Raw genomic sequence first — 20,741 nt, 5'->3', positions numbered from 1 at the left:
CAGAAACCGCCCGCAGAGCTAGTAGAAAGTCCCGGAATGACGGCATCAACCAGCGTCCCCGCCGGCCCGCACAGCCCGGCAGACCAGCACAGCCCGGCTGCCGGGCCGCGCCGCCGCGTGGGCAGGCCCGCCGCGGCCGTGCTGGACCAGGACGGCATCACCGCGGCCGCGCTGCAGCTGATCGGCAAGAGCGGCTACGACGGTTTCACCATGGCTGCGCTGGCGCGGACCCTGAATGTGGCGCCGTCGGCGCTGTACAACCACGTCTCCTCCAAGCGGGACGTTTTGGTTCTCGTCCAGGACCACTTGACCTCGTTCGTGGACGTCACCGCCTTCGAGAACGGACCCTGGGAGCAAGCCGTGCGGGATTGGGCCTGGAGCTACCGGGATGTGTTCTCCAAGCACACGCCGCTGATCCCCGTCATCGCCGTCCTCCCCGTGGCGGATGCACCGAAGACCCTGGCCATGTACGAGGCCGTCAGTGCCGGCTTTAGCCGCGCCGGTTTTCCCCAGGAGCGCATCGTCCCGGCCATCGTTGCCTTCGAATCCTTCATCTTTGGCTCCGCCTACGACGTCACGGCACCGCCGGACATCTTCGATTCCGGCAGCATGGCGGCGTCGACGCCGAATTTCACCTCCGCCGTCAACCGCCTAGCCGAGGACAGCCCTCAAAAGCCGGCCGACGTCGCCTTCAGCCTGGGACTGGAGGCACTCCTCGCCGGGCTGGGTGCGCTGCGGGCGGCCTGAGAGGCCTTGGCTTGCCGGCGGCCCGGGAAAAGCCTGGGTTAAGATTTTGGGTTAAACAAAAGAACCCCGGTCCGAAGACCGGGGTTCTTTCCATATGCGTGCGCGAGGGGGGATTTGAACCCCCACGCCCTTTCGGACACTGGCACCTGAAGCCAGCGCGTCTGCCGTTCCGCCACTCGCGCGCAACTTCTTCCACTCGGACAGGGCCGGTTTCCCGGACCGCCAACCTCGTAAAAGCAGCGAGATCAAGCATAACGGACAATTACCGGAAAACACCAATCGGGCAGGCGGGGTCCCGGATCCGGGCAGTTTTCCGGCCAGCCGGGCCCGGTTGCCGAACGTTACGTCGGGCCCCTGCGACGCGGCCGCGCAGGGGATGTCCGCGCACGTCAGGGCGCGGTCTGCCCGTATTTCGGCACCGGCCCGGCGGTGCCCGTTGAGGCCATTCCCAGACACGCCCAGTAGTATCTGATGTAGGAGTGTCTGCTGATCGCGGGCTCGCAAAAGTTGGAAACCGAGTTCCGGAACGAACGCTGCCCACGCAGCCATCAGGAAAGGAGAAGGACCATGGGATTGCTGGACAAAGTCGAGCGCGGCATCGAAAAGGCCGTCCGCGGAGTCTTCTCCACCGGTTCTCGCGCCCAGGTTGAGCCTGTCGAGATCGCGAGCCGTCTCCGCAGCGAGGTGGACAACAAAGCCATCACCATAGCCGCGGGACGCACCCTTGCCCCAAACGTTTTTGACGTACTCCTTAGCAGTGACGACTTCCAGCGCGCCCAGGAATGGGGCACACCGCTGGCGGAAGAACTGTGCGACGTCGTCATCAACCACGTCCGCAGCCAGGGCTACACCCTCCAGGGGCCGGTCCGGATCAGTTTCCGCCGCGACGAAGAGCACCGCGCCGGGGATTTCGACATCACCTCGCGGACCGAGAAAGCCTCCGCCCCTTCCGCCCCGGCCCAGCCGACAGGTCACGGCAACGTACCGGCGGCGCCGACGCGCCAGCCGGCACAGCTGCAACCAGTTTTGGACATCGACGGACAGCGCTACTCGCTGAACGCGCCATCGATCGTCCTCGGGCGGTCCTCGGAAGCAGACATCCTCATTGACGACACCGGCGTTTCGCGCCGCCATCTGGAAATCCGGACCGGGCCGGGCACAGCCCAGGCGATCGATCTCGGCTCCACGAACGGCAGCTACGTCAACGGCCAAAAGATCGTGGGCAGTTCGGAACTTACTGACGGCGCCACGATCACGATGGGACGGACCAAAATCATCTTCCGCCTACTGACCGCCAACACAGGCGGCCGCGCATGAGCGAACTGACCATCACGGCCCTGCGTTTCGGGTTCCTTATCCTTCTTTGGGTGCTGATCTTCAGCATCGTCTCCGCCATGCGCCGCGATCTGATGATCGGCCGCAAGGCGGCCGCCGGGGCCCCCACAGCGCGCCAGGTCCGTAAGAATCCGTCTCTCGCCGAGCCGCCGCCGGCGCCCGTCAGACAGCAGGCCCGCCAGCTGGTGGTGACCGAGGGTCCGCTCAAGGGCACCACAATCCCCCTCGCGGCGAGCCCCATCCTCCTTGGCCGGGCGCAGGAAGCCACCCTTGTCCTGGAGGACGACTACGCCTCGGGCCGCCACGCCCGCCTGTTTCCGCAGGGCAGCCGCTGGTTCATCGAGGACCTCGGCTCGACTAATGGCACATACCTGGCAGACCAGCAGCTGACCCGGGCACTCCCGGTGGAGCTGGGCGTCCCCGTGAGAATCGGCAAGACGGTCATCGAATTGAGGCCGTAGCCATGGCTGCCCCGGATATTCCCGCAGACAGGGCCGAAGGCAAGACAACTGCCCCGAAGCGGCCGCTCATCATGCGTTATGCCGCACGCTCGGACGTCGGCCGCGTGCGTGCCAAGAATGACGACTCCGCCTACGTGGGCCGGCACCTCGCCGTCGTTGCGGACGGCATGGGTGGCCATGCCGGCGGCGACGTCGCCTCCGCCGCGACCGTTCTGGACATGATCCACTTGGATCATGATGACTACGACGGCGACGCCGGCACCGTCCTCGCGGACGAAATCCAGACGGCCAACTCCCTGCTGTCCGAGCTGGTGCACATCAATCCCAAACTGGCCGGGATGGGCACCACGGTCACGGCGCTGCTGCTCGCCGAGGGCAAGCTCCACTTCGCCCATATCGGCGACTCACGGGCCTACCGCCTGCGCGATGGTGAGTTCGAACAGGTCAGCATCGACCACACCTTTGTCCAACGGCTCATCGACGAAGGCCGACTGCGCCCCGAAGAGGCCGAAACGCATCCGCACAAGAACGTCCTCATGCGCGTGCTGGGGGACGTGGATGCCAGTCCGGAGCTGGATCTCGACACGCTGGCTGTGCACGCCGGGGAACGCTGGCTCCTGTGCTCCGACGGCCTGAACTATGTGGCCGGCCACGTCGTGGAACGCACAGTGCGGGAGACGAAGGACCTGGCGGAATGCGCCGAGGTGCTCGTTGACCTGACCCTGGAGGCCGGTGCCCCGGACAACGTCACTGTGGTGGTCCTCGACATCGCCGAAGAGACGCGCGACGACGTCCGGACCGCCGCCGTCGACGTCGTCCCCGCGCCGGCAACTCCCGCCGCGGCGGCATCGCCGCCCGCGTCAGCCGCGGCGCTGACCGGCAACACGGTTAGTTCCGCGAAGCCCCCCGGCGGGCCACGAAAGACGGACGACGCCGGTAGCGCCACCGGAGCCTCTTCTGGGGCTGCGGCGGGCCAGTCATCCGCCAACACTGCCCCGGGCTCTCCGGCCGGCGGCACGCCGGCCGCTGCCTCCGGGGAGGCCGGAAACCAAGAACCCGAGACCAGCACCGATCCGCATTTGGGCGAACACCTCTCGGCCGAAGTCCTGCGTGAAGAACTCTCCACCCGCCCCCACGAACTTGTCGGGGCCGCCGCCGCAGCAGCGGATTCAGGGTCCATTCCGACGATCGCCGGACGCACCGTCGCCCGGCGCGCGGCCACCGTCCTGACGCACAAGTCGGAACAGGCCCGTGAGGACACCGAAGACTTCCGGCCCACAGGCCGCCCGCGCCGGTGGCTCACGGTGTCCATCGCCGCTGCGATTGTTGCGCTGCTCGGTGTCGGGCTGTGGCTTGGCTACGCCTGGACCCAGACTCGCTACTACATCGGCGAGCACGATCAGCATGTGGCCATCTTTAACGGCGTCTCCCAGCGGCTCGGGCCCATCCAGCTTTCCACCCTCGAAGCGGTGACCGATATCAAGATGTCCGACCTCCCCGAATTTTCGCAGCAGCGGGTGCGCCAGACGGTGCCAGCCCGCGATCTCTACGACGCGCAGCGGATCGTCAAGAACCTCGAGCGCACGGGCACCACCGCCCCGGCCGATGAATGCCTCACGGCATCACCCACCGCCACGGCCGCCGGAGCCACCCCGTCCCCCGGCGCCACCGCGAGCCCGGGTGCCACACCCTCCCCCACACCGGCCAAGCCGTCACCATCCGCCACCCCGACTACGAATTGCGAGGGGGCCAAATGACAGCCATCGACCCCGTGCCCAGGCCACGACGGAACGTGGAGCTGGTCCTTCTGGTCCTGGCCCTCGCTGTCGGGATTGGCGCCCAGGCCCTCGTGGGCGTGGACCGGCAAAAAGCCTTCGATACCGACTTCTGGTTCCAGTCCAGCCTCCTGGCAGCCGCCGCCCTGGCCTTCCACGTGGTGCTGCGGATCCGCGCAAAATATGCCGATCCGGTAATACTTCCGCTGGTGGTGGCCCTCAACGGGCTGGGCCTGGCCATGATCCACCGGCTGGACCGGGTGGGCGAGGACACCGGCAACAACCAACTGCGCTGGACAGTCGTGGCCATGGCGGTCGCGATCGCGGTCATCTGGTTCCTCAAGGACCATCGGATCCTGCGGCGCTTCACCTACATTTCGCTGGCCATCAGTGCCGTGCTCCTGATCCTGCCCCTCGTTCCCGGCATTTCCGCCGGGGAAGTCCTGGGCGCCAGCGTCTGGATCAAGATCGGTTCCATGACCTTCCAGCCCGGTGAAATCGCCAAGATCACGCTGGCCATCTTCTTCGCCGGGTATCTGTCCTCGAACCGGGACCTGATCCTGCTCGCCGGCCGCAAGATCGGCCCGGTGCAGTTCCCGCGGTTCAAGGACATGGGCCCCATGATCACCGCCTGGCTCGTGAGCATCGGCGTGCTGGTCTTCCAGCGCGACCTCGGCTCCTCGATCCTGTTCTTCGGCTTGTTCCTGGTCATGATCTACGTCGCCACGAGCCGCATCAGCTGGGTGATCATCGGCCTGGTCCTGATCGTGGTGGGCGGCTTCGTGGCGGCCCGCGTGTTCTCGCACGTGGCCCTGCGGATCGACGGCTGGCTCAACGCCTTCACCGATGAGGTCTATGGCCGGCAGTTCGGCGGCAGCCTTCAAATTGTCGAGGGCCTGTTCGGCATGGCCAACGGCGGCCTGGTCGGCACCGGCCTGGGCCAAGGCCGCCCGAACCTTGTCCCCTTCGCCAACAGCGACATGATCATCGCCTCATTCGGTGAGGAACTCGGGCTGATCGGCGTCTTCGCGATCGTGCTGATGTACCTGCTGCTGTTCACCCGCGGCTTCCGCGCCGCGCTGGGCACGCGCGACGCGTTCGGCAAGCTGCTCGCCACCGGGCTCTCCTTCGCGATTGCGCTGCAGTGCTTTGTGGTGATCGGCGGTGTGACCCGGCTGATCCCGCTGACCGGACTCACGACGCCGTTCCTCGCCGCTGGCGGGTCCTCGCTCCTGGCGAACTGGATCATTGTGGGCTTGCTCCTGATGATTTCGCACACTGCCCGCGGCCCGGTGGACACGACGCCGCTGCCGCCCGGCCAGGGCACCGGCGCCGGCAGGAAACTGCCCGCAATTCCGTCCAAGCCGGCCCCGGCCCCCCAAACCACTCCCGACGCACCCACCGAGGCGGTGAAACAGCTGTGAACCAGGCCATCCGCAACTCATGGATCGCCGCGATCGCGATGTTCGTGCTGGTCTTCGGCGCGCTCAGCTACGTGCAGGTGGTCGGCGCCGACGAGCTCAAAGCCAACGCCTGGAACAGACGCGCCATTCTGCAGAACTACTGCAACGACCGCGGCGCAATCATCGTCGGCGGCACCCCGGTGGCAGAGTCCGTTCCTGCCACCGAGAGCTGCAAATTCCAGCGGACCTACTCCCAGCCCGAGCTCTACGCCGGCATTACCGGCTACTTCTCCAAGAACTACGGCCTGACCGGACTCGAGAAGTCGATGAACGACGTGCTGGCCGGCAGTTCGGACCAGCAGTTCCTGGACCGCGTGGGCCAGTTGTTCCTCGGCAACCAGCCCAAGGGTGCGTCCGTGGAGCTGACCCTGGACCCCAAGATCCAGAAGCTTGCCTACGATCTCATTCCGGACGGCCAGCGCGGTTCCATTGTGGTGACCAACCCGAAGACCGGCGCGGTCCTGGCCATGGTCTCCAAACCCTCCTATGACCCCAACCTGATTGCCACCCAGGATGCAGCCGCCGAACAGGCCAATTACAACGAGCTGAACCAGATCCCCGGGATCAACCTGAACCAGAATGTCAGCGGACCCACGGGCGCCTTGCTGGCGCCCGGATCGGTGTTCAAGCTCATCGACACGGCTGCCGCCCTCAACTCGGGCAAGTACAACAAGGACAGCGTCCTGCCCAACCCGGCGGAGATGTCGTTCCCGGGCATCGACTACAAGCTTCCCAACTACGCTGGAGGCAACTGCTACACGCGTACCTCGGCGTCGTTCGCGTTTGCCCTGCAGCAGTCCTGCAACACCCCGTTCGCCAGCATCGCCCTGGACCTGGGACAGAAGGCCGTCGGGGACCAGGCGGAGAAGTTCGGCTTCGGGCAGGACTTCGGTGACCAGCTCAAGCTGGACAGCGCGCCGAGCTTCTTCCCAAGCGAGCCGCTCGACGACGCCGGGCTGGCGCAGTCCTCGATCGGTCAGCGCGACGTCCGCGCCACCCCGCTCCAGATCAACACGATGACGGCCGCGATCGCCAACGACGGGGTGCAGATGCAGCCGAACCTGATCAAGGCCATCCGCGCCCCCGATCTTCGCACGATCAGCGAACCCAAGCCCCAGGCCCTGCGCACCGCCACGAGTCCGGAGATCGCACGGCAGATCAACGAGTGGATGGTCAGCGTCGTCGACGACGGCATCGCCAGCAGGGCGGCAGTGCCCGGGGTCCAGGTGGCCGGCAAGACCGGTACCGCGGAACTCGGCGACGGCCTGAACAACTCATGGTTTACCGGGTTTGCCCCGGCAAATGACCCGCAAGTGGCTGTCACGATCGTCATGGAAGGCGTAGACATCACCACTGGCGCAAACCTAACCAGTCCGAACGCGAAGAAGATTTTTGAGGCGGTGTTGAATAAGTGAGGCCTACTTCGGGAATCACCCTCGGCGGCAGATTCCAGCTGACCACGCGCATTGCGATCGGCGGCATGGGAGAAGTCTGGAAAGCCAAAGACCTGATCCTTGGCCGCATTGTCGCCATCAAGGTGCTCAAGGAGGAATACACGGGTGACCCCGGATTCCTGCAGCGCTTCCGCGCCGAGGCCCGCCATACCGCCCTCCTGAACCACGTGGGCATCGCCAACGTCTTCGACTACGGCGAGGAAGAGGGTTCGGCCTACCTCGTCATGGAACTGGTTCCGGGCCAGCCGCTGAGCAGCATCATCGAGCACGAGCAGGTCCTTTCCCCGGACCGTACCCTCTCGATGATCGCGCAGACGGCCCGTGCCCTGGCCGTCGCCCACGCCCAGGGCCTCGTGCACCGTGACATCAAACCCGGAAACCTGCTCATCACCCCGGACGGCCGCGTCAAGGTCACCGACTTCGGCATCGCCCGCCTGGCCGACCAGGTTCCGCTGACCCAGACCGGCCAGGTGATGGGCACCGCCCAGTACCTGGCACCGGAACAGGCCACGGGCCAGACTGCCACCGGAGCCTCGGACATCTACTCCCTCGGCGTGATCGGCTACGAGTGCCTCACCGGCCACCGGCCGTTCTCCGGGGAATCCCAGATCGCCATCGCGCTGGCCCAGGTCAACGACGCGCCGCCGCCGCTGCCGGACACGCTGCCCAGGCCCGTCCGCGCCCTGCTGATGTCCATGCTCGCCAAGGATCCGAAGAACCGCCCGGCCGACGCCATCAAGCTCTCCGAAGCGGCCGAGGCGATCCGCAACGGTGACATCGCCGCGGCACACGCGGCAGTGCCGGGCATGCTGCTCTTCGAGGCGGCCACCGGACCCATCACGGCCCCCGTGGATGTCCCCACCGCAGCCACCAGCGTCATTGGATCCAGCGCCGCGGAGGACAGGTCGACGTCGGCAACGTCCGCGCTGCCCGTCGTCGGCGCTGCCGGCGCCGGCGCGGCGGCAGGCCTGGCCGCCGGTGCTGCCGCCGCCAGCGGCTACGGCGCACGCAACGCGCTCAACCGCGCCGATGCCCTGGCGGCCGAGCGCACCTGGGTACAGGAAGAGGAAGAGGCAGACTACGACGAGCCGGAGGAGGAGCCGAAGCGCCGCGGCCGCAGCCCGTGGACCTGGCCCCTGATTGCCCTGATCCTGCTGGTCGTGTTCGTGCTCGCCGGTGTGGTCCTGAGCCAGGCCGGCAACCTCTTTCCCTCCCAGGCTCCGGCCACGACCGGTGCCACGTCCACCTCCGCGAGGCCGAGCAGCGCCACCCCGACGGCGTCGTCCGCGTCGCCGTCGGAGACGCCCACTCCCAGCCCCAGCTCCGCGACACCCACGGAATCCACGCCGGCAGCCGTCAACCTGATCCCGGATGCCTACCTTGGGCGCCCATTCAACGAGGTCCGCAACGAACTGATCGGCGAGGGGTTGCAAGTCACCGGCGTCGAGGTGGTCAACGACGCGACACCTGGCACCGTCACCAACATTGACCCGTCCGGTCCGGTCCAGCCCGGGACCACCATCACGGTGAGCTACTCCAAGGGGCCGGAAATGGTTTCCGTTCCGTCCATCAAGGCGGGCGCAAGCGAGGGTGAGGTCCAGCAGGCCATCCAGGACGCCGGACTCCGCTGGGCCAAGGGAGCCGATGTCAATCCCACGAACAAGAAGGAAGATCCGGGCACTTTCGTAAGCTCGGAGCCTTCTTCGGGGAGCAAGGTGGCCTCCGGCAGCGTCGTGACCTATCATCTCGCCAAGGCTTCGGCCACAACTCCTTCCCCTACCAAGTCCGGACCCTAAGCAATTATGAGCAATACACCCCGCACACCCTCGCACAGGGAGGACCGCCCTGTGAACACGCAGCGCGTCCTCAGCGGGCGCTATGAGCTGGGTGAGCTGATCGGCCGAGGCGGCATGGCGGACGTGTTCCGCGGTGTCGACACGAGACTGGGACGCACGGTAGCCATCAAACTGCTCCGCCCGGACCTGGCCAGGGATCCCCAGTTCCAGGCCCGGTTCAAGCGCGAGGCCCAGGCTGTCGCCGCGCTCAACCATCCCTCGATTGTGGCTGTCTTCGACACCGGGGACCACGCGGTCCCCGGTGACCACGACGACAGCGTCCGGGTGCCGTATATCGTGATGGAATACGTTTCCGGCAAGACCATCCGCGACATGGTCAGGGCTAAGGACGTCACGATCGACCAGTCGATCGATTTCACGCTGGGCGTGCTTTCCGCGCTGGATTACAGCCACAAGGCCGGGATTGTGCACCGCGACATCAAGCCCGCCAACGTGATGTTCTGCCCGGATTCGAACAGCGTCAAGGTCATGGACTTCGGGATCGCCCGTGCCATCGCTGACTCCTCGGCCACCATGACGCAGACACAAGCCGTGGTGGGGACCGCCCAGTACCTGTCCCCGGAACAGGCGCGGGGCGAGGCCGTCGACGCACGGAGCGATCTCTACTCCGCCGGATGCCTCCTGTATGAGATGCTCGCCGGACGGCCCCCCTTCATTGGGGACAGCCCGGTCTCCGTGGCATATCAGCACGTCCGTGAGATCCCCGAGCCGGCCAGCAGCCTCAACCCTGAAGTCTCGGCGGCGCTGGACAGCGTGCTGATGAAGGCCCTGCAGAAGAACCGGGCGGACCGGTTCCAGGACGCGGCTGCCTTCCGCCGTGCGCTGCGGGCAGCCCGCAGCGGCGTCCCGGTGGCCGCACCGGCCGCCAGTGAGGCCCCCACCGACCCCACGAACGCCGTCCCCCGCCATGACCCCTCGGCACCTACGTCGGTCTTCTCGCTGACCGGGGCCAAGTTCCTCGACGATACCCCCGGCGGCCGGCTGCGGCCCGCGGAGGAAGAAACGCCCGACGACGACCCGTTCCTCTTGCCCGCCGACACCGAGCTCTACGGAACCGCGGACACCGGCAGCCTGCCCCTGGCGCTGCCGGCCGAACGCGACCACACGCCGGGGCAGAAGTCGCGCCGCCGCACCTGGATCGCGACGCTGGTGGTCCTCACACTGCTGGTGCTGGCCGGCGGCGGTCTGTGGCTGTACAACCTCACCAACCAGGCGCCGCCGCAGGCAGCCAAGGTCCTGGTGCCCAGCGTGACATCCTTGACGGAGTCTGAGGCCCTGCAAAGGCTCTACAACGCCGGATTCAAGCCGCAGCTGAACCGGCTGCAGCACCAGACCATCCCGAAGGGCACCGCCATTGGTACGGTGCCGACGTCGGGAAGCTCGATGGACGCCAATTCGGACATCATCCTGAACATTTCCGAAGGCCCCAGCGCCATCACCATTCCGACCGACCTGCCCGGCCGGACGGAGGCGGCGGCCAGGGATCTGCTGCACCAAACGGGACTGACCGGCCCCCTCACCACCAAGATGTCCAACAACCCCACGGTCCCGGTCGGCATCGTCATCACCACGAATCCGGCCCCCGGCCAGGTGGTGGCCGTGGCTGACGCCGTCGAAATCGTCGTGTCCACCGGAAAGGTTGCCGTGCCGCAGCTGATCGGCCTGCCGAAGGCGGAGGCGGAGGCAAAGCTGGCCGAGCAGGGGCTGAAGCTCAACGCCACCGAGGTGGAAAATTCGCAGGTCGGACCGGGAAAGGTCACCGGCCAGGGCGACGCCGCGGACTCCCTCGTGGAGCAGGGCAAGACCATCACCGTGACGGTGGCAAAGGCGCCGGCACCGCCGCCCTCGCCCACGCCCACGCCGACTCCGAGCAAGACCACGTCCAAGGAGGACGCGGTCCTGGACGGGTTCCTGCCCTAGTCCAGTCCGGGCCGGTGCCTGATGAGCGGGCTCAGTGCTTGATCAGGCGGGTCAGTGCTTGATGAGGAGGGTCAGTGCTTAATGAGCGGGCTCAGGTCCGCTGCCCGTTCAGCGGCGCCGGCCATGCCGAGGGACTCCAGCCAGTTGCCCAGCATCTGGTAGCCGCCTTCGGTCAGGACGGATTCGGGGTGGAACTGCACACCGCACAGCGGCGCGGTGCGGTGCTGCAGGCCCATCACCACACCCGTGCCCGTTTCCGCGGTGATCTCCAGGACCTCCGGGATGCTCTCCCGGACAGCGGCCAGTGAATGGTACCGGGTGGCCGTGAGGGGCGAGGGGAGCCCGGCAAACATACTGGTTCCGCGGTGTTCGACCAGGGAGGTTTTGCCGTGCATCAGCTCGGGAGCGTGCGTGACCGTTCCGCCGTAGGCCTCGGCCAGCGCCTGGTGGCCCAGGCACACCCCCAGCATGGGCTTGTCATGGCTGCCGCACCACTTGATCAGTTCAATGCAGACGCCGGCCCCGGCCGGATTCCCCGGACCGGGAGAGATGAGGACTCCGTCCCGTGCCTCGGCCATTTCGATCGCCTCGGCGAGCGTGACGTCGTCGTTGCGGACCACGGTGGTTTCCGCACCGAGCTCCTGGAGATAGCCCACCAGGGTGTAGACGAAGCTGTCGTAGTTGTCTACGACCAAGATCTTGGTTGTGCTCATGGGTGCCTTGCTGAACCAATCGTTGAATCTGTTAACTGGGTGAATTGCGCCAGCCAGGGAAAAAGGAACTGAACCATCAATACCAGTGCTCCGACCGCCAGCACCAGCGCAGTCGCAATCCTGAGCCATAAGGGGCCTGGAAGGTGGCGGAAAAGCCAGGCGTACATCCCTTAACCGTCCCCGCCAGCGCGGGCCACCTGGGATGCGATTTCAGCCGGCGGCCCCGCAGAGGAGGATTGCCATCGCTCCAGCAGGGCGTAGGCGACAAAACGTTCCTGGGAACCAAACCGCGGATTACAGCTCGTCATGGTCAGGTAGCTCTCCGTCGGCGCGGCGCCCGGCCGCGTCGGCACCGGCAACAGCACATCAGTCCGCGAGGGGAGGACTATCTGGCTGTTCCGGAACACGTAGACATAATAGCCTTCGCGGGTCTGGACGTAGATCCGGTCCCCGGGCACCAAGGCGTCGATGTTGTCCAGGACGGCGCCGTGAGTCTGCCGGTGCCCGGCCACGGCGAAGTTTCCCGCCGCCCCCGGCATTGCCGTGCCCTGATAATGTCCGATGCCCAGCGTGTCCAACACGGCCGGGGTGGTTCCCTGAACAATCGGACGCGTGTATCCGGCGCCGAACCGGGGGACATACAGGATGCCGATTGTCGCGCCCTCGGCCGGTTCGGTAGCAACGGCCGGTTTCGGGGCAACGGCCGCCTGGCCTGGGGTAACTGTCACAGCGATGCCACGAGCAAAATCCTCGACGACGTCGCGCTGCCGGGCATCGGCGTCCACGTTCGTCCACCACAACTGCCACGCCACAAAGAGCAGGAGAATGACGCCCACGCTCATCAGCAGCTCACCCGCGACCTGGACGCCGCGCCGGAACAGCCCGCCGCGCGGGAACAGGCTGCTGCGGGACGGTCCGGGTCCCTGCTCAGCATGCGACACTGCGGGTTCTCCTCGGGGGCGAAGGCGGGGTCCGACGATGCGGCCTGAACTACAGCTAGAATTGTGCGACAAAAGAATTCAAACTCGACCAAGAGCGTGTTGGCCGCCGGGGCTCAGTTCCTGCAGGATATCAAGCAACGCTGCCGCTCTTGTTCCAGCCCGCCAAGGAGGATCAGTGCCCGAGTCGAAGCCGCGTAAAAGGACTGCCCGTGTGGCCCCGCAGACTTCTGCTGCGCAGGCCTACAAGCCCAACCCGGTCTGGTTCAAGCCCGTCATGTTCGGCCTGATGATCATCGGCCTGCTGTGGATTATCACGTTCTACATCACCGAGGGCGCCTTCCCGGTGCAGGCATGGGCCTCGTGGAACATCGTCGCCGGATTCGGCATCGCGATTATCGGCTTCCTGATGACCACGCGCTGGCGTTCCTGAACCCAGTCGCAGCGAAGCTATTCCCTGACGGGCCGGCACACACGGTGTGCCGGCCCGTCGTCGTTAACCCCGGCACCCATCCCCGGCACGCCGGCGTCCGGCTGGTCCTGCGCCGACCGGCCAGGTCATGTGACCGATAATGCTGGGAGAGGCTTTACCCCAGCGAAGGAATCCAGATGACCCCGGCAGTAAGCGGCTCTACAATTGGCGACGACGGACTGGCACGGCCCGTGTGGGCATCTGTGGATCCCATGCTGCGCGAGTACTACGACACGGAATGGGGCATGCCCGTCCGCGACGAGCAGGGCCTCTACGAGCGGATCAGCCTCGAGGGGTTCCAGGCGGGCCTGTCCTGGGCGACTATCCTGCGCAAGCGGCCAGCTTTCCGCGCGGCCTTCCAGAACTTCGACCCGGAACTGGTCGCCCGCTTCACGGACGCCGACGTGGAACGGCTCATGCTCGATGCCGGAATCGTCCGGAACCGGCTGAAGATCCAGGCAACCATCACCAACGCCCGGGCCACGCTGGCGATGAGGGACGACGGCGGCCTGGTTGACTTCGTGTGGTCGTTCCAGCCGACCACCACACCGCGGCCCAACTCCCTGGATGAGGTCCCCACTACGTCGGCCGAGTCCGTTGCGCTGTCCAAGGCGCTGCGCAAGAAGGGCTTCGCATTCGTCGGGCCCACCACGATGTTCGCCCTCATGGAGGCTATCGGAATGGTGGACACTCATTTGGCGGACAGCCACCGGCGCGGCACTTCTGGCGTCTGGCCGCACTGACACCTGCACCATGGCGCGCCGGCTTCGCGGGCCGTCGCCGTTATCCACAGCTGCGCACAAGTCTGGGGAAACTTATCCACATTGTTCATAAGTTTCTGCCCAAACGCGTGATTCGGACCGGTTCAAAGGCCGCAGCGGGGCGCACGGGCGATGATGAGCCTCCCGTCCGGCCTTGAATTACAGGGCTGTAAGTTATTAACAGTGTGGATTGCCTGTGGACAAGTCCTTTACGGCGGCCCTCGGACTCCTGTTGGGCGCCGAACGCCGCTCTGGCGCCGGCCCGGCCCACGAACGAAGCGGCCCGACGCGGGAGGAAAGGCGCCGGAGAAGTTATCCACTTAATAACACTGCGCTACCCACACGTTATCCACAGCTGGGGATAACGCCCCAGGTCCCTGGGCCGCGAACCCTGCTGTGCCGCCCGGGGCGGGGTTAATTCGCGGTGACACTTGGACCATCAAGTTATTAACACTGTGAACAACCCTGTTGAAACACAGGCCGGCTGCTTGAAACCCAGGCCGGCTGCTGCGCTCCCGTGCGGCCAGCGCAGCCCTGCGGGCGCACTCCAGCCCTAGACAGCCGCAAGTTCGCGGTGAAGTCGGGGTTGCAGCGGCAGGACGACGTTCAGTTACGGGCGCAACGATCGCACGCCACAGTCGGATTCCACCTTCGAACTCGGCGCTTGAAGTTGTCCACTTACTCACAGGCCAACCCACAGAAGTTTTCCACAGGTGTGGAGATCAGGCTGGCCGCATCGCCGTTTCACTGCAAAATCGCCAGCTCGGGCCGTCAGATCGGGGAGGCGGTCGTGAACTACACGCTTGTAAGTTATTAACAATGTGGATAACCCTTGTGGAAAACTCTGGAACCGGGTCGCCTGAATTCGAAGGCGTCAGCGCCAGAATTCGGTGAGCTGCCCGGCAAGGGCTCTGCCTTGTTTGTAACCAGCCCGAGCGGCGGGCGGACGCAGCGACAAATCCATCGCGTTGGAGCCGAACATGTGCTCGGAACTGTTGTCCGGGAAAATCGTTTCGACTCCGCTTCCGCCTGCGCGTAGCTCGTCCACCTGTGCTGCCAGCTGCAGGCCCCACTCCAACGGCGTCCGTGTTCTGCCACCAAATGGCGAGAGCACCAGCACCCGCCCGAATCCCGCGGCCAGATCGGCGTTCTCGTTGCGTCGGTAGCCGCCGTCGATATATCGGTTGTCCCCGATCCTGTAGGCGAAGCCGCTGGCACAGCTGGCGGCGACGGCGTCCACCAGGTCGACCCCGCTGTCGCGATCGAACACGACCGGTTCACCGGTGAGGGCATCGACCGCCGTGACGAACACCGTTCGTTGCGGCCAGCGCTGGCTGGGCAGCCGCGCGGCGACGGTCGCGCGCCACCTCGCTTGCCCGGAACCATCCGACGCCGCATCCATGTCGAGGGCCGCCGCGCCCATTCTGCGGCGCATGTCGGCCGCATCCACAGCGGCGGCGATGATCTTGCCGGTTCTCTCCATGTGGTCCGCCGCCGCCCTGACGGGAGCGCGTCCACCGCCGGATCCGACCGGGCCGGTCCGTTGCGGGGGCGCCGCGGCCAGGATGGCGGCAAGCAGTTCGGTCGGGGTCGCGCCAGCTATCTGGGCCGCGGCTGTCGATCCGGCCGATGTCCCGATGACAAGATCAGCCTCGGTTACATCCAGTCCGGCATCGAACAGGCCGGCGATGACGCCGATCAGCCACGCGTTGCCTGTCGATCCGCCGCCACCGAGGACCAACGCCCGCCCGGCCGCGGCGCGCACCGGCTTGGTGGGGTCGACCTGCGGCTGATCCTGGCCGGACCTCGGCCGGTCGGAGCCCGTCGTCGAGGCGGAGTGCGGGGTTGAAGAAGGTGTTGTGATCATGGGAGTCGCCTTTCGCGAGTTGCCTGGCGGGCGCTCCCGGTGGCGACTACTTCAGTCGCGCGATCGTGGATTGCAGGGGAGCACCCATTGCGGATACTGCGTTCATGGGTCTCACCTCCTGCCGACGGGTCACGATAGGCAAGACGCTAGCACGCCCCGCGGGAACAAGGAAGAAGGGTGAGGGGTTGCCAGGCAGCGGCCTGCGGCGGGAAGATCTCGCGGGAGGTTGTCCAGGAGCGGGTTAAGCGGCGGCGCCGGCCATTCGGACGACAGACACGGCGATCACCACGGCAAGGACTCCGGCGAGGCCGATGGCCTGCAGCAGGGTCTGCCGGGGGCCGCGGGGGGTGTAGGCAATGACGGCGGCGCTCAGGGCACCGGTAACGAGGCCGCCGAGATGGGCCTGCCATGCGATTTGGGGCACCATGAAGCCGACGACGCCGTTGATGGCGATCAGGACCAGGAGTTGGCGCACATCGCCGCCGCGTTGACGCTGCACCACCAGCAGGGCGCCGAACAGTCCAAAGATGGCGCCGGAGGCGCCGACAAGGCCCACGGGGCCGTTAAGGGGATACACCGGGGTCAGCAGAAGGAAGCCGACCGAACCGCCGACGGCCGAGAGCAGGTAGATCGCCAGGAAGCGGGCGTGGCCGAGCAATGGCTCCAGGATTTGGCCGAAGATCCACAACGTATACATGTTCAGGACAATGTGGAGCAGGAATCCCTGAGAGTGCAGGAATGCCGAAGTGAGCATCCGCCACGGTTCACTGTCCGTCAGGGCCGGCGCGTAGGCCAGTTGCTGGTAGATCCCGTCATTGGGAACTATCCATTGCAGTGCATAGACAAGGGCGCACAGCCCGATGATCACGTAAGTGACCACGGGCTTGCCGGCAGTGACGGCGCCGCCATAGACGGTCCTGACGGCCGGCGTCGTGCGTTTGGTTTCGTTGACACAGTCAACGCATTGGAATCCGACGGCGGCCGCCCGCTGGCAGTCGGGGCACGCCGGGCGCCCGCACCGCTGGCAGCGCACATAGGCGGGCCGGTCCGGGTGCCTGGGGCATACCGGGACCTCCGCGGACGGCTCAGCCGCCGGAATTCCGTAGCTCATGGTGTGGGGTTAGAGCTTTTCGATATCAATGCTGTTGATGGTGACATCCTCGACGGGACGATCGCCCATGCCGGTGCGGACGCCCTCGATCGCGTCGACCACCTTCTTGGAATCGTCGTCCGCGACTTCACCGAAGATGCTGTGCTTGCCCTGCAGCCAGCCGGTGGGGATGGTGGTGATGAAGAACTGCGACCCGTTGGTGCCGCGGCCCATCTGGATGCCGGCGTTGGCCATGGCCAGCTTGTAGGGCTCGTTGAACGTCAGGTCCGGGTGGATTTCGTCGTCGAACTTGTAGCCGGGTCCGCCCGTGCCGCGGCCCAGGGGATCGCCGGCCTGGATCATGAAGTCCTTGATGATGCGGTGGAAGATGGTGCCGTTGTAGAGCGGGGTACCCGTCTTGTCCTCACCCGTTTCCGGGTGGGTCCAGGCCTTCTCACCGGTGGCCAGCCCGACGAAGTTGTCGACGGTCTTCGGCGCGTGGTTGCCGTAGAGGTTGACGACGATGTCGCCGAGGCTCGTGTGGATGGTGGCTTTTGCGGTTGCGTTGGCAGTCATAGGGCCTATTCTTCCATGGCGGCTCTTCCCGTATAGGGCCGCACAGTCAGTTCCGCGCTGGGTGAAATCCACTGGAAATTGGTCTGAAGAATAGCCGGTGAGTTCCTAGACACGTAGGCTAACAGCAGAACCGTCACATTAATCGGGAGGTAGTTGTGAAGAAAACGGATCGTATTGCCCGTGACCTGGAGCAGTCAGTCAGCGCCGGAGTAGACACAGCCAAGGATTGGGCCAGCCCGCGGGTTGAGGCTGCCGTGAATTGGGCTGTTCCCCGCCTGCAGCATGGGCTGGACACTGCCTCTCCCAAAATCCAGGAGGGGCTCAAGTCGGCGGCCCACAATCTGGCCGGTAGCGTTGCCACCGTCACTCCCCGCCTTCAGGATGGCCTGGCCCAGCTTGCGCCGAAGATCCACGAAGTCGCGGAAAGCGCCCCTCCGCGCCTGCACGAGGCTGTGGACAAGGCAGCCCCGGTGATCCTCAACGCACGCGACCGGGTGGTCGTGGAGTACCTTCCCAGGCTGTCCGACCAGATCGGGCAGGCTTCCGTGGTGGTCCACCGCACCCTCGAAAATGCCCCGGCCCACGTGGACGCCGTCGCACAGAAGCTTGTTGATTCCGGCGTTGTGCACACCGTCCAGGCGCAGGCCGAGACTGCCAAGGGACACGCAAAGAAGGCGGGCAAGAACATCAAGGCCGCCGCCAGCGAGGTCAGCAAGACGGCTAATGTCAAGCTCGCCAAGCAGCAGAAGCCCAAGCACCGCGGCCTGCTGATCTTCGGCGTTATCGCTGCCGCAGTTGCCGCCGGCGTCGCCGCCTGGAAGGCGTCCCGGCCGGTGGAGGACCCCTGGAAGGTACCGACGCCGGTAACGCCCGCCCCTACGGCCGCTACGGTCAACGAGACGCTGAAGGACACCGCCGACAAGGCCGGTTCCGCAGCCGTCGCGGCAGCGGACTCCGCGGCCGATGCTTCCAAGGACGCAGCCGGTTCCGTAGCTGACGCGGCGGACAAGGCGTCGGAAGCGGCCAAGGACGCTGCCGGCAACGCCGCCGACGCCGCCGCCAAGGTTGCCACCGATGCCAAGACGGCCGTCCGCAACATCGCGGCCAGCCTGAACAACGGCACCGACAAGCCGGGCAAGTAACTCCGGCTGGCACCCGCCGGCCGCGTCGGGCCCTGTCAAAGGCCGGCCGGCCGCCGGCAGGTGTCCTGCAACTCTCCCAGGGAGGGATTCCGCCACGGTGCGGGATCCCTCCTTTTTGTTCATCTGGACCGGCCGGGGCCGCGCCGCGGTCCGGCTTGAAACGGGAGGCTTGATGCTAAATTTGTGGTGATGTCACCCCATAGATCACCCCAGGATGCCTTGCTCGTTGCTCCGCCGCCGGCTGTTTCTGTTGTGATCCCGGCGTACAACGAGGAAAGCGTCATCCGGCAGTGTCTGATCGCTGCGGTCTACCAGTCGGTGCCAGCCCACGAAATCATTGTCGTGGACAACATGTCCAAGGACCGCACGGCGGAGATCGTGCGGCAGATGCAGCTGGAGTACCCGGACAGTCGCATCATCCTGCTCAGCCAGGACCGTGAGCAGGGGCTCATCCCCACGCGCGATTTCGGTCTGGACCACGCCACGGGCGATATCCTCGGCCGGATCGACGCCGACTCCGTGCTGGAACCGGACTGGGTGGAACAAGTCCAGGAAGCGTTCGCGGACCAATCCGTCCACGCTGCGACGGGCCCGGTGGTCTATTACGACATGCCCATGCGCCGGTTCGGGCTCAAAGCAGACGACAAGATGCGCCAGCTGATGCTTAGGCTGGCAAAGCACCAGTATCACTTCCTCTTCGGCTCCAACATGGCGCTCCGCCGCTCCGCCTGGGAAACCATCCGGGCAGAAGCCTGCCGGGACGAGCGGGACGAAATGCACGAAGACATCGATCTATCGCTGCATTTGGCCGAGCACGAGCTGCGGATCCAGTACTGGCCGCAGATGGTCTCGGGGATGTCGGCCCGGCGGCTGGAGGACTCGCCGCGGGACTACCGGTACTACGTGACGCGCTTTGACCGCACCTACAAGGCCCACAACGTCAAGAAGATGGCACTGAAGGCACCCATGGTTGTCTTCTTCTCGGTCTATTTCCCGGCGAAGCTTCTACGCGCCATCCACACGGTCAACGCTGCCCAGCCGGCCCGCCGCGGCGGCCAATAGTCACCGCACCTGTACACGGCGTCCAGGCGCGGCTTAGTCGGTACCGAGCTCAGCCAGCCGCTCTGGACCGGCTCCCTCCGCTGGGCGCCCCTCTGCAGCGCCCGGGGCAGATCCTGAGCCGCGCTGCCCCAGAAGCACGACGGCGAGCCCCACCAGGATCATCGCCAGTCCCGCATAGGTTCCCGCCGGCAGCGTCTCGCCCAGGAACGCCGCCGCCAGGAGCGCGGCGCCCGGGATTTCCAGCAGGATGATCATGGACACGAGCAACGGGCTCATGGTCGCCAGGAGATGGTTGAAGGCGGTGTGCCCCACGAGCTGTGCACACACGGTGATGGCGAGGATCCCCAGCCAGCCGGCGGCGTCGAACCCTGCCAGCGGCGCCCCACCGAACAGCGCCAGCACTGCCACGATCGCGGCGCACATGCCGTAGCACAGCGTGGTGTAGACGCCCGTGCCCATGCTCTGCCGCGCCTTGCCTCCCGCGAGCGTGTAGATGCCCGCCAGGGCGCCTCCCGCCACCGCGAGGAGATCGCCCAGGAGCGCCCCGGGCGAGGTGCCCATATCAAACCCGGTGATTGTCACGACACCGCCGAATGCGAGCCCCAGGCCCACTAGGACCGGCCAGCGGAGCCGGACTCCCCGGAAGAGCTGGAAGATAGCAATCCAGCCGGACTGCAGGCACACCAGTGCCGTCGCCGCCGCGACCGACGTCAGCTGCAGGGAGGTAATGAAGCAGGCAAAGTGCAGGGCCAGGGCCACCGCCGCAGCTAGCGACCAGCGGAATTCTGCTCCGGTCACGCTAGTGAACTGACGCGGGTTGCGGACCACCACCGGGCCGGCCATCACAACTGCTCCAATGGCGTTGCGCCAGAAGGCGATGGCGAGGGCGCTGACGGACGTGGCGCCCAGCGTGGCGGCGATGAGGGGACCGGACGAGGCCACACCCAGTACCCCTACGGCTGCAAGGAAGAAGTTCACCATCCAACACTAATGGGACGAACCTCGGCGGCACTTACCGCGGGCCTTACCCGTGCCTTGACCGTTCTATGGCGCGGTGCCAATCTTAAGTCGCGGTCTCACATCCCGATCTCGCCATCATCGAAGAAGGA

At 66.0% G+C, this 20,741-nt stretch carries 18 protein-coding genes and 1 tRNA gene; 12 read left to right on the top strand and 7 right to left on the bottom strand.

Annotation, left to right across the window (positions count from 1 at the left end):
* Positions 1–36: 36 nt before the first annotated feature.
* Positions 37–747 carry a TetR/AcrR family transcriptional regulator gene (locus tag ACFVTM_RS00810; RefSeq protein WP_390201422.1) on the top strand — a complete coding sequence of 237 codons (711 nt, stop codon included), beginning with the start codon at positions 37–39 and terminating at the stop codon, positions 745–747.
* A 99-nt stretch (positions 748–846) separates the two neighbouring features.
* Here ACFVTM_RS00810 and ACFVTM_RS00805 read toward each other — a convergent pair.
* Positions 847–929: transfer RNA gene (locus ACFVTM_RS00805), tRNA-Leu, on the bottom strand.
* Between the two features lie 385 nt (positions 930–1,314).
* Between ACFVTM_RS00805 and ACFVTM_RS00800 the strand changes: the two genes are divergently transcribed.
* From ACFVTM_RS00800 to pknB, 7 genes are read left to right on the top strand one after another with little or no spacing between them, the layout of a single operon-like run.
* Entirely contained in the window at positions 1,315–2,064 is a 750-nt protein-coding gene (locus tag ACFVTM_RS00800; protein WP_390201421.1) for an FhaA domain-containing protein, read from the top strand.
* The gene (locus ACFVTM_RS00795) at positions 2,061–2,543 is read left to right on the top strand and encodes an FHA domain-containing protein (RefSeq protein ID WP_390201420.1); all 483 of its coding nucleotides are present in this window, start codon (positions 2,061–2,063) and stop codon (positions 2,541–2,543) included. Before ACFVTM_RS00800 ends, ACFVTM_RS00795 begins: the two co-directional genes overlap by 4 nt.
* 2 nt (positions 2,544–2,545) lie before the next feature.
* Complete coding sequence (locus ACFVTM_RS00790) at positions 2,546–4,300, top strand: protein phosphatase 2C domain-containing protein (RefSeq protein ID WP_390201419.1); 1,755 nt, start codon at positions 2,546–2,548, stop codon at positions 4,298–4,300.
* Positions 4,297–5,742, top strand: coding sequence for an FtsW/RodA/SpoVE family cell cycle protein (locus ACFVTM_RS00785; protein ID WP_390201418.1), 1,446 nt, complete (start codon positions 4,297–4,299; stop codon positions 5,740–5,742). Before ACFVTM_RS00790 ends, ACFVTM_RS00785 begins: the two co-directional genes overlap by 4 nt.
* Positions 5,739–7,196: a peptidoglycan D,D-transpeptidase FtsI family protein gene (locus ACFVTM_RS00780; RefSeq protein WP_390201417.1), complete on the top strand. Its 1,458-nt coding sequence runs from the start codon at positions 5,739–5,741 to the stop codon at positions 7,194–7,196. The genes ACFVTM_RS00785 and ACFVTM_RS00780 overlap by 4 nt, the downstream gene beginning before the upstream one ends.
* Positions 7,193–9,031, top strand: a complete 1,839-nt coding sequence (locus ACFVTM_RS00775) for a protein kinase (protein ID WP_390201416.1) — start codon at positions 7,193–7,195, stop codon at positions 9,029–9,031. The genes ACFVTM_RS00780 and ACFVTM_RS00775 overlap by 4 nt, the downstream gene beginning before the upstream one ends.
* Positions 9,032–9,037: 6 nt before the next feature.
* The gene (gene pknB, locus ACFVTM_RS00770) at positions 9,038–11,011 is read left to right on the top strand and encodes a Stk1 family PASTA domain-containing Ser/Thr kinase (protein WP_390201415.1); all 1,974 of its coding nucleotides are present in this window, start codon (positions 9,038–9,040) and stop codon (positions 11,009–11,011) included.
* 71 nt (positions 11,012–11,082) lie between these two features.
* On the opposite strand, the gene ACFVTM_RS00765 is transcribed toward pknB, so the two are convergent.
* A complete protein-coding gene (locus tag ACFVTM_RS00765) occupies positions 11,083–11,724 on the bottom strand; it encodes an anthranilate synthase component II (protein WP_390201413.1) in 642 nt (213 codons plus the stop codon).
* Positions 11,725–11,894: 170 nt separating this feature from the next.
* Positions 11,895–12,665 carry a class E sortase gene (locus ACFVTM_RS00760; protein ID WP_390201412.1) on the bottom strand — a complete coding sequence of 257 codons (771 nt, stop codon included), beginning with the start codon at positions 12,663–12,665 and terminating at the stop codon, positions 11,895–11,897.
* Positions 12,666–12,840: 175 nt separating this feature from the next.
* On the opposite strand from ACFVTM_RS00760, the gene ACFVTM_RS00755 reads away from it, so the two are divergent.
* Both ACFVTM_RS00755 and ACFVTM_RS00750 read left to right on the top strand, forming a co-directional pair.
* Positions 12,841–13,095 (top strand): cell division protein CrgA, encoded by a 255-nt coding sequence (locus ACFVTM_RS00755; RefSeq protein WP_390201411.1) that lies wholly within the window; start codon positions 12,841–12,843, stop codon positions 13,093–13,095.
* Between the two features lie 176 nt (positions 13,096–13,271).
* Positions 13,272–13,877: a DNA-3-methyladenine glycosylase I gene (locus ACFVTM_RS00750; protein WP_390201410.1), complete on the top strand. Its 606-nt coding sequence runs from the start codon at positions 13,272–13,274 to the stop codon at positions 13,875–13,877.
* Positions 13,878–14,769: 892 nt separating this feature from the next.
* Here ACFVTM_RS00750 and ACFVTM_RS00745 read toward each other — a convergent pair.
* From ACFVTM_RS00745 to ACFVTM_RS00735, 3 genes are all read right to left on the bottom strand, one after another.
* Complete coding sequence (locus ACFVTM_RS00745) at positions 14,770–15,762, bottom strand: patatin-like phospholipase family protein (protein WP_390201409.1); 993 nt, start codon at positions 15,760–15,762, stop codon at positions 14,770–14,772.
* 241 nt (positions 15,763–16,003) lie between these two features.
* Positions 16,004–16,873 carry a rhomboid family intramembrane serine protease gene (locus ACFVTM_RS00740; protein ID WP_390201408.1) on the bottom strand — a complete coding sequence of 290 codons (870 nt, stop codon included), beginning with the start codon at positions 16,871–16,873 and terminating at the stop codon, positions 16,004–16,006.
* A gap of 9 nt (positions 16,874–16,882) precedes the next feature.
* On the bottom strand, positions 16,883–17,428 hold the full coding sequence (locus tag ACFVTM_RS00735; protein WP_390201407.1) for a peptidylprolyl isomerase: 546 nt from the start codon (positions 17,426–17,428) through the stop codon (positions 16,883–16,885).
* A 155-nt stretch (positions 17,429–17,583) separates the two neighbouring features.
* Here ACFVTM_RS00735 and ACFVTM_RS00730 point away from each other — a divergent pair, with 155 nt between their 5' ends.
* Positions 17,584–18,570: a hypothetical protein gene (locus ACFVTM_RS00730; protein WP_390201406.1), complete on the top strand. Its 987-nt coding sequence runs from the start codon at positions 17,584–17,586 to the stop codon at positions 18,568–18,570.
* 189 nt (positions 18,571–18,759) lie between these two features.
* Positions 18,760–19,632: a glycosyltransferase gene (locus tag ACFVTM_RS00725; RefSeq protein ID WP_390201405.1), complete on the top strand. Its 873-nt coding sequence runs from the start codon at positions 18,760–18,762 to the stop codon at positions 19,630–19,632.
* Between the two features lie 33 nt (positions 19,633–19,665).
* Here the strand turns inward: ACFVTM_RS00725 and ACFVTM_RS00720 are convergent, their stop codons facing one another.
* Positions 19,666–20,610, bottom strand: a complete 945-nt coding sequence (locus ACFVTM_RS00720) for a DMT family transporter (protein ID WP_390202082.1) — start codon at positions 20,608–20,610, stop codon at positions 19,666–19,668.
* Positions 20,611–20,741: the final 131 nt, after the last annotated feature.

This window comes from Arthrobacter sp. NPDC058130 (assembly GCF_042884475.1).
Lineage (GTDB): Bacteria > Actinomycetota > Actinomycetes > Actinomycetales > Micrococcaceae > Arthrobacter.
Note: the sequence above shows the minus strand (reverse complement) of the source record. Positions and strands in the feature narration are given on the sequence as shown.

Coding starts and splice junctions, on each gene's coding strand:
- ACFVTM_RS00810 (WP_390201422.1), top strand. CDS start 37: ATGACGGCATCAACCAGCGTCCCCGCCGGCCCGCACAGCCCGGCAGAC.
- ACFVTM_RS00800 (WP_390201421.1), top strand. CDS start 1,315: ATGGGATTGCTGGACAAAGTCGAGCGCGGCATCGAAAAGGCCGTCCGC.
- ACFVTM_RS00795 (WP_390201420.1), top strand. CDS start 2,061: ATGAGCGAACTGACCATCACGGCCCTGCGTTTCGGGTTCCTTATCCTT.
- ACFVTM_RS00790 (WP_390201419.1), top strand. CDS start 2,546: ATGGCTGCCCCGGATATTCCCGCAGACAGGGCCGAAGGCAAGACAACT.
- ACFVTM_RS00785 (WP_390201418.1), top strand. CDS start 4,297: ATGACAGCCATCGACCCCGTGCCCAGGCCACGACGGAACGTGGAGCTG.
- pknB (WP_390201415.1), top strand. CDS start 9,038: ATGAGCAATACACCCCGCACACCCTCGCACAGGGAGGACCGCCCTGTG.
- ACFVTM_RS00765 (WP_390201413.1), bottom strand. CDS start 11,724: ATGAGCACAACCAAGATCTTGGTCGTAGACAACTACGACAGCTTCGTC.
- ACFVTM_RS00750 (WP_390201410.1), top strand. CDS start 13,272: ATGACCCCGGCAGTAAGCGGCTCTACAATTGGCGACGACGGACTGGCA.
- ACFVTM_RS00745 (WP_390201409.1), bottom strand. CDS start 15,762: ATGATCACAACACCTTCTTCAACCCCGCACTCCGCCTCGACGACGGGC.
- ACFVTM_RS00740 (WP_390201408.1), bottom strand. CDS start 16,873: ATGAGCTACGGAATTCCGGCGGCTGAGCCGTCCGCGGAGGTCCCGGTA.
- ACFVTM_RS00735 (WP_390201407.1), bottom strand. CDS start 17,428: ATGACTGCCAACGCAACCGCAAAAGCCACCATCCACACGAGCCTCGGC.
- ACFVTM_RS00725 (WP_390201405.1), top strand. CDS start 18,760: ATGTCACCCCATAGATCACCCCAGGATGCCTTGCTCGTTGCTCCGCCG.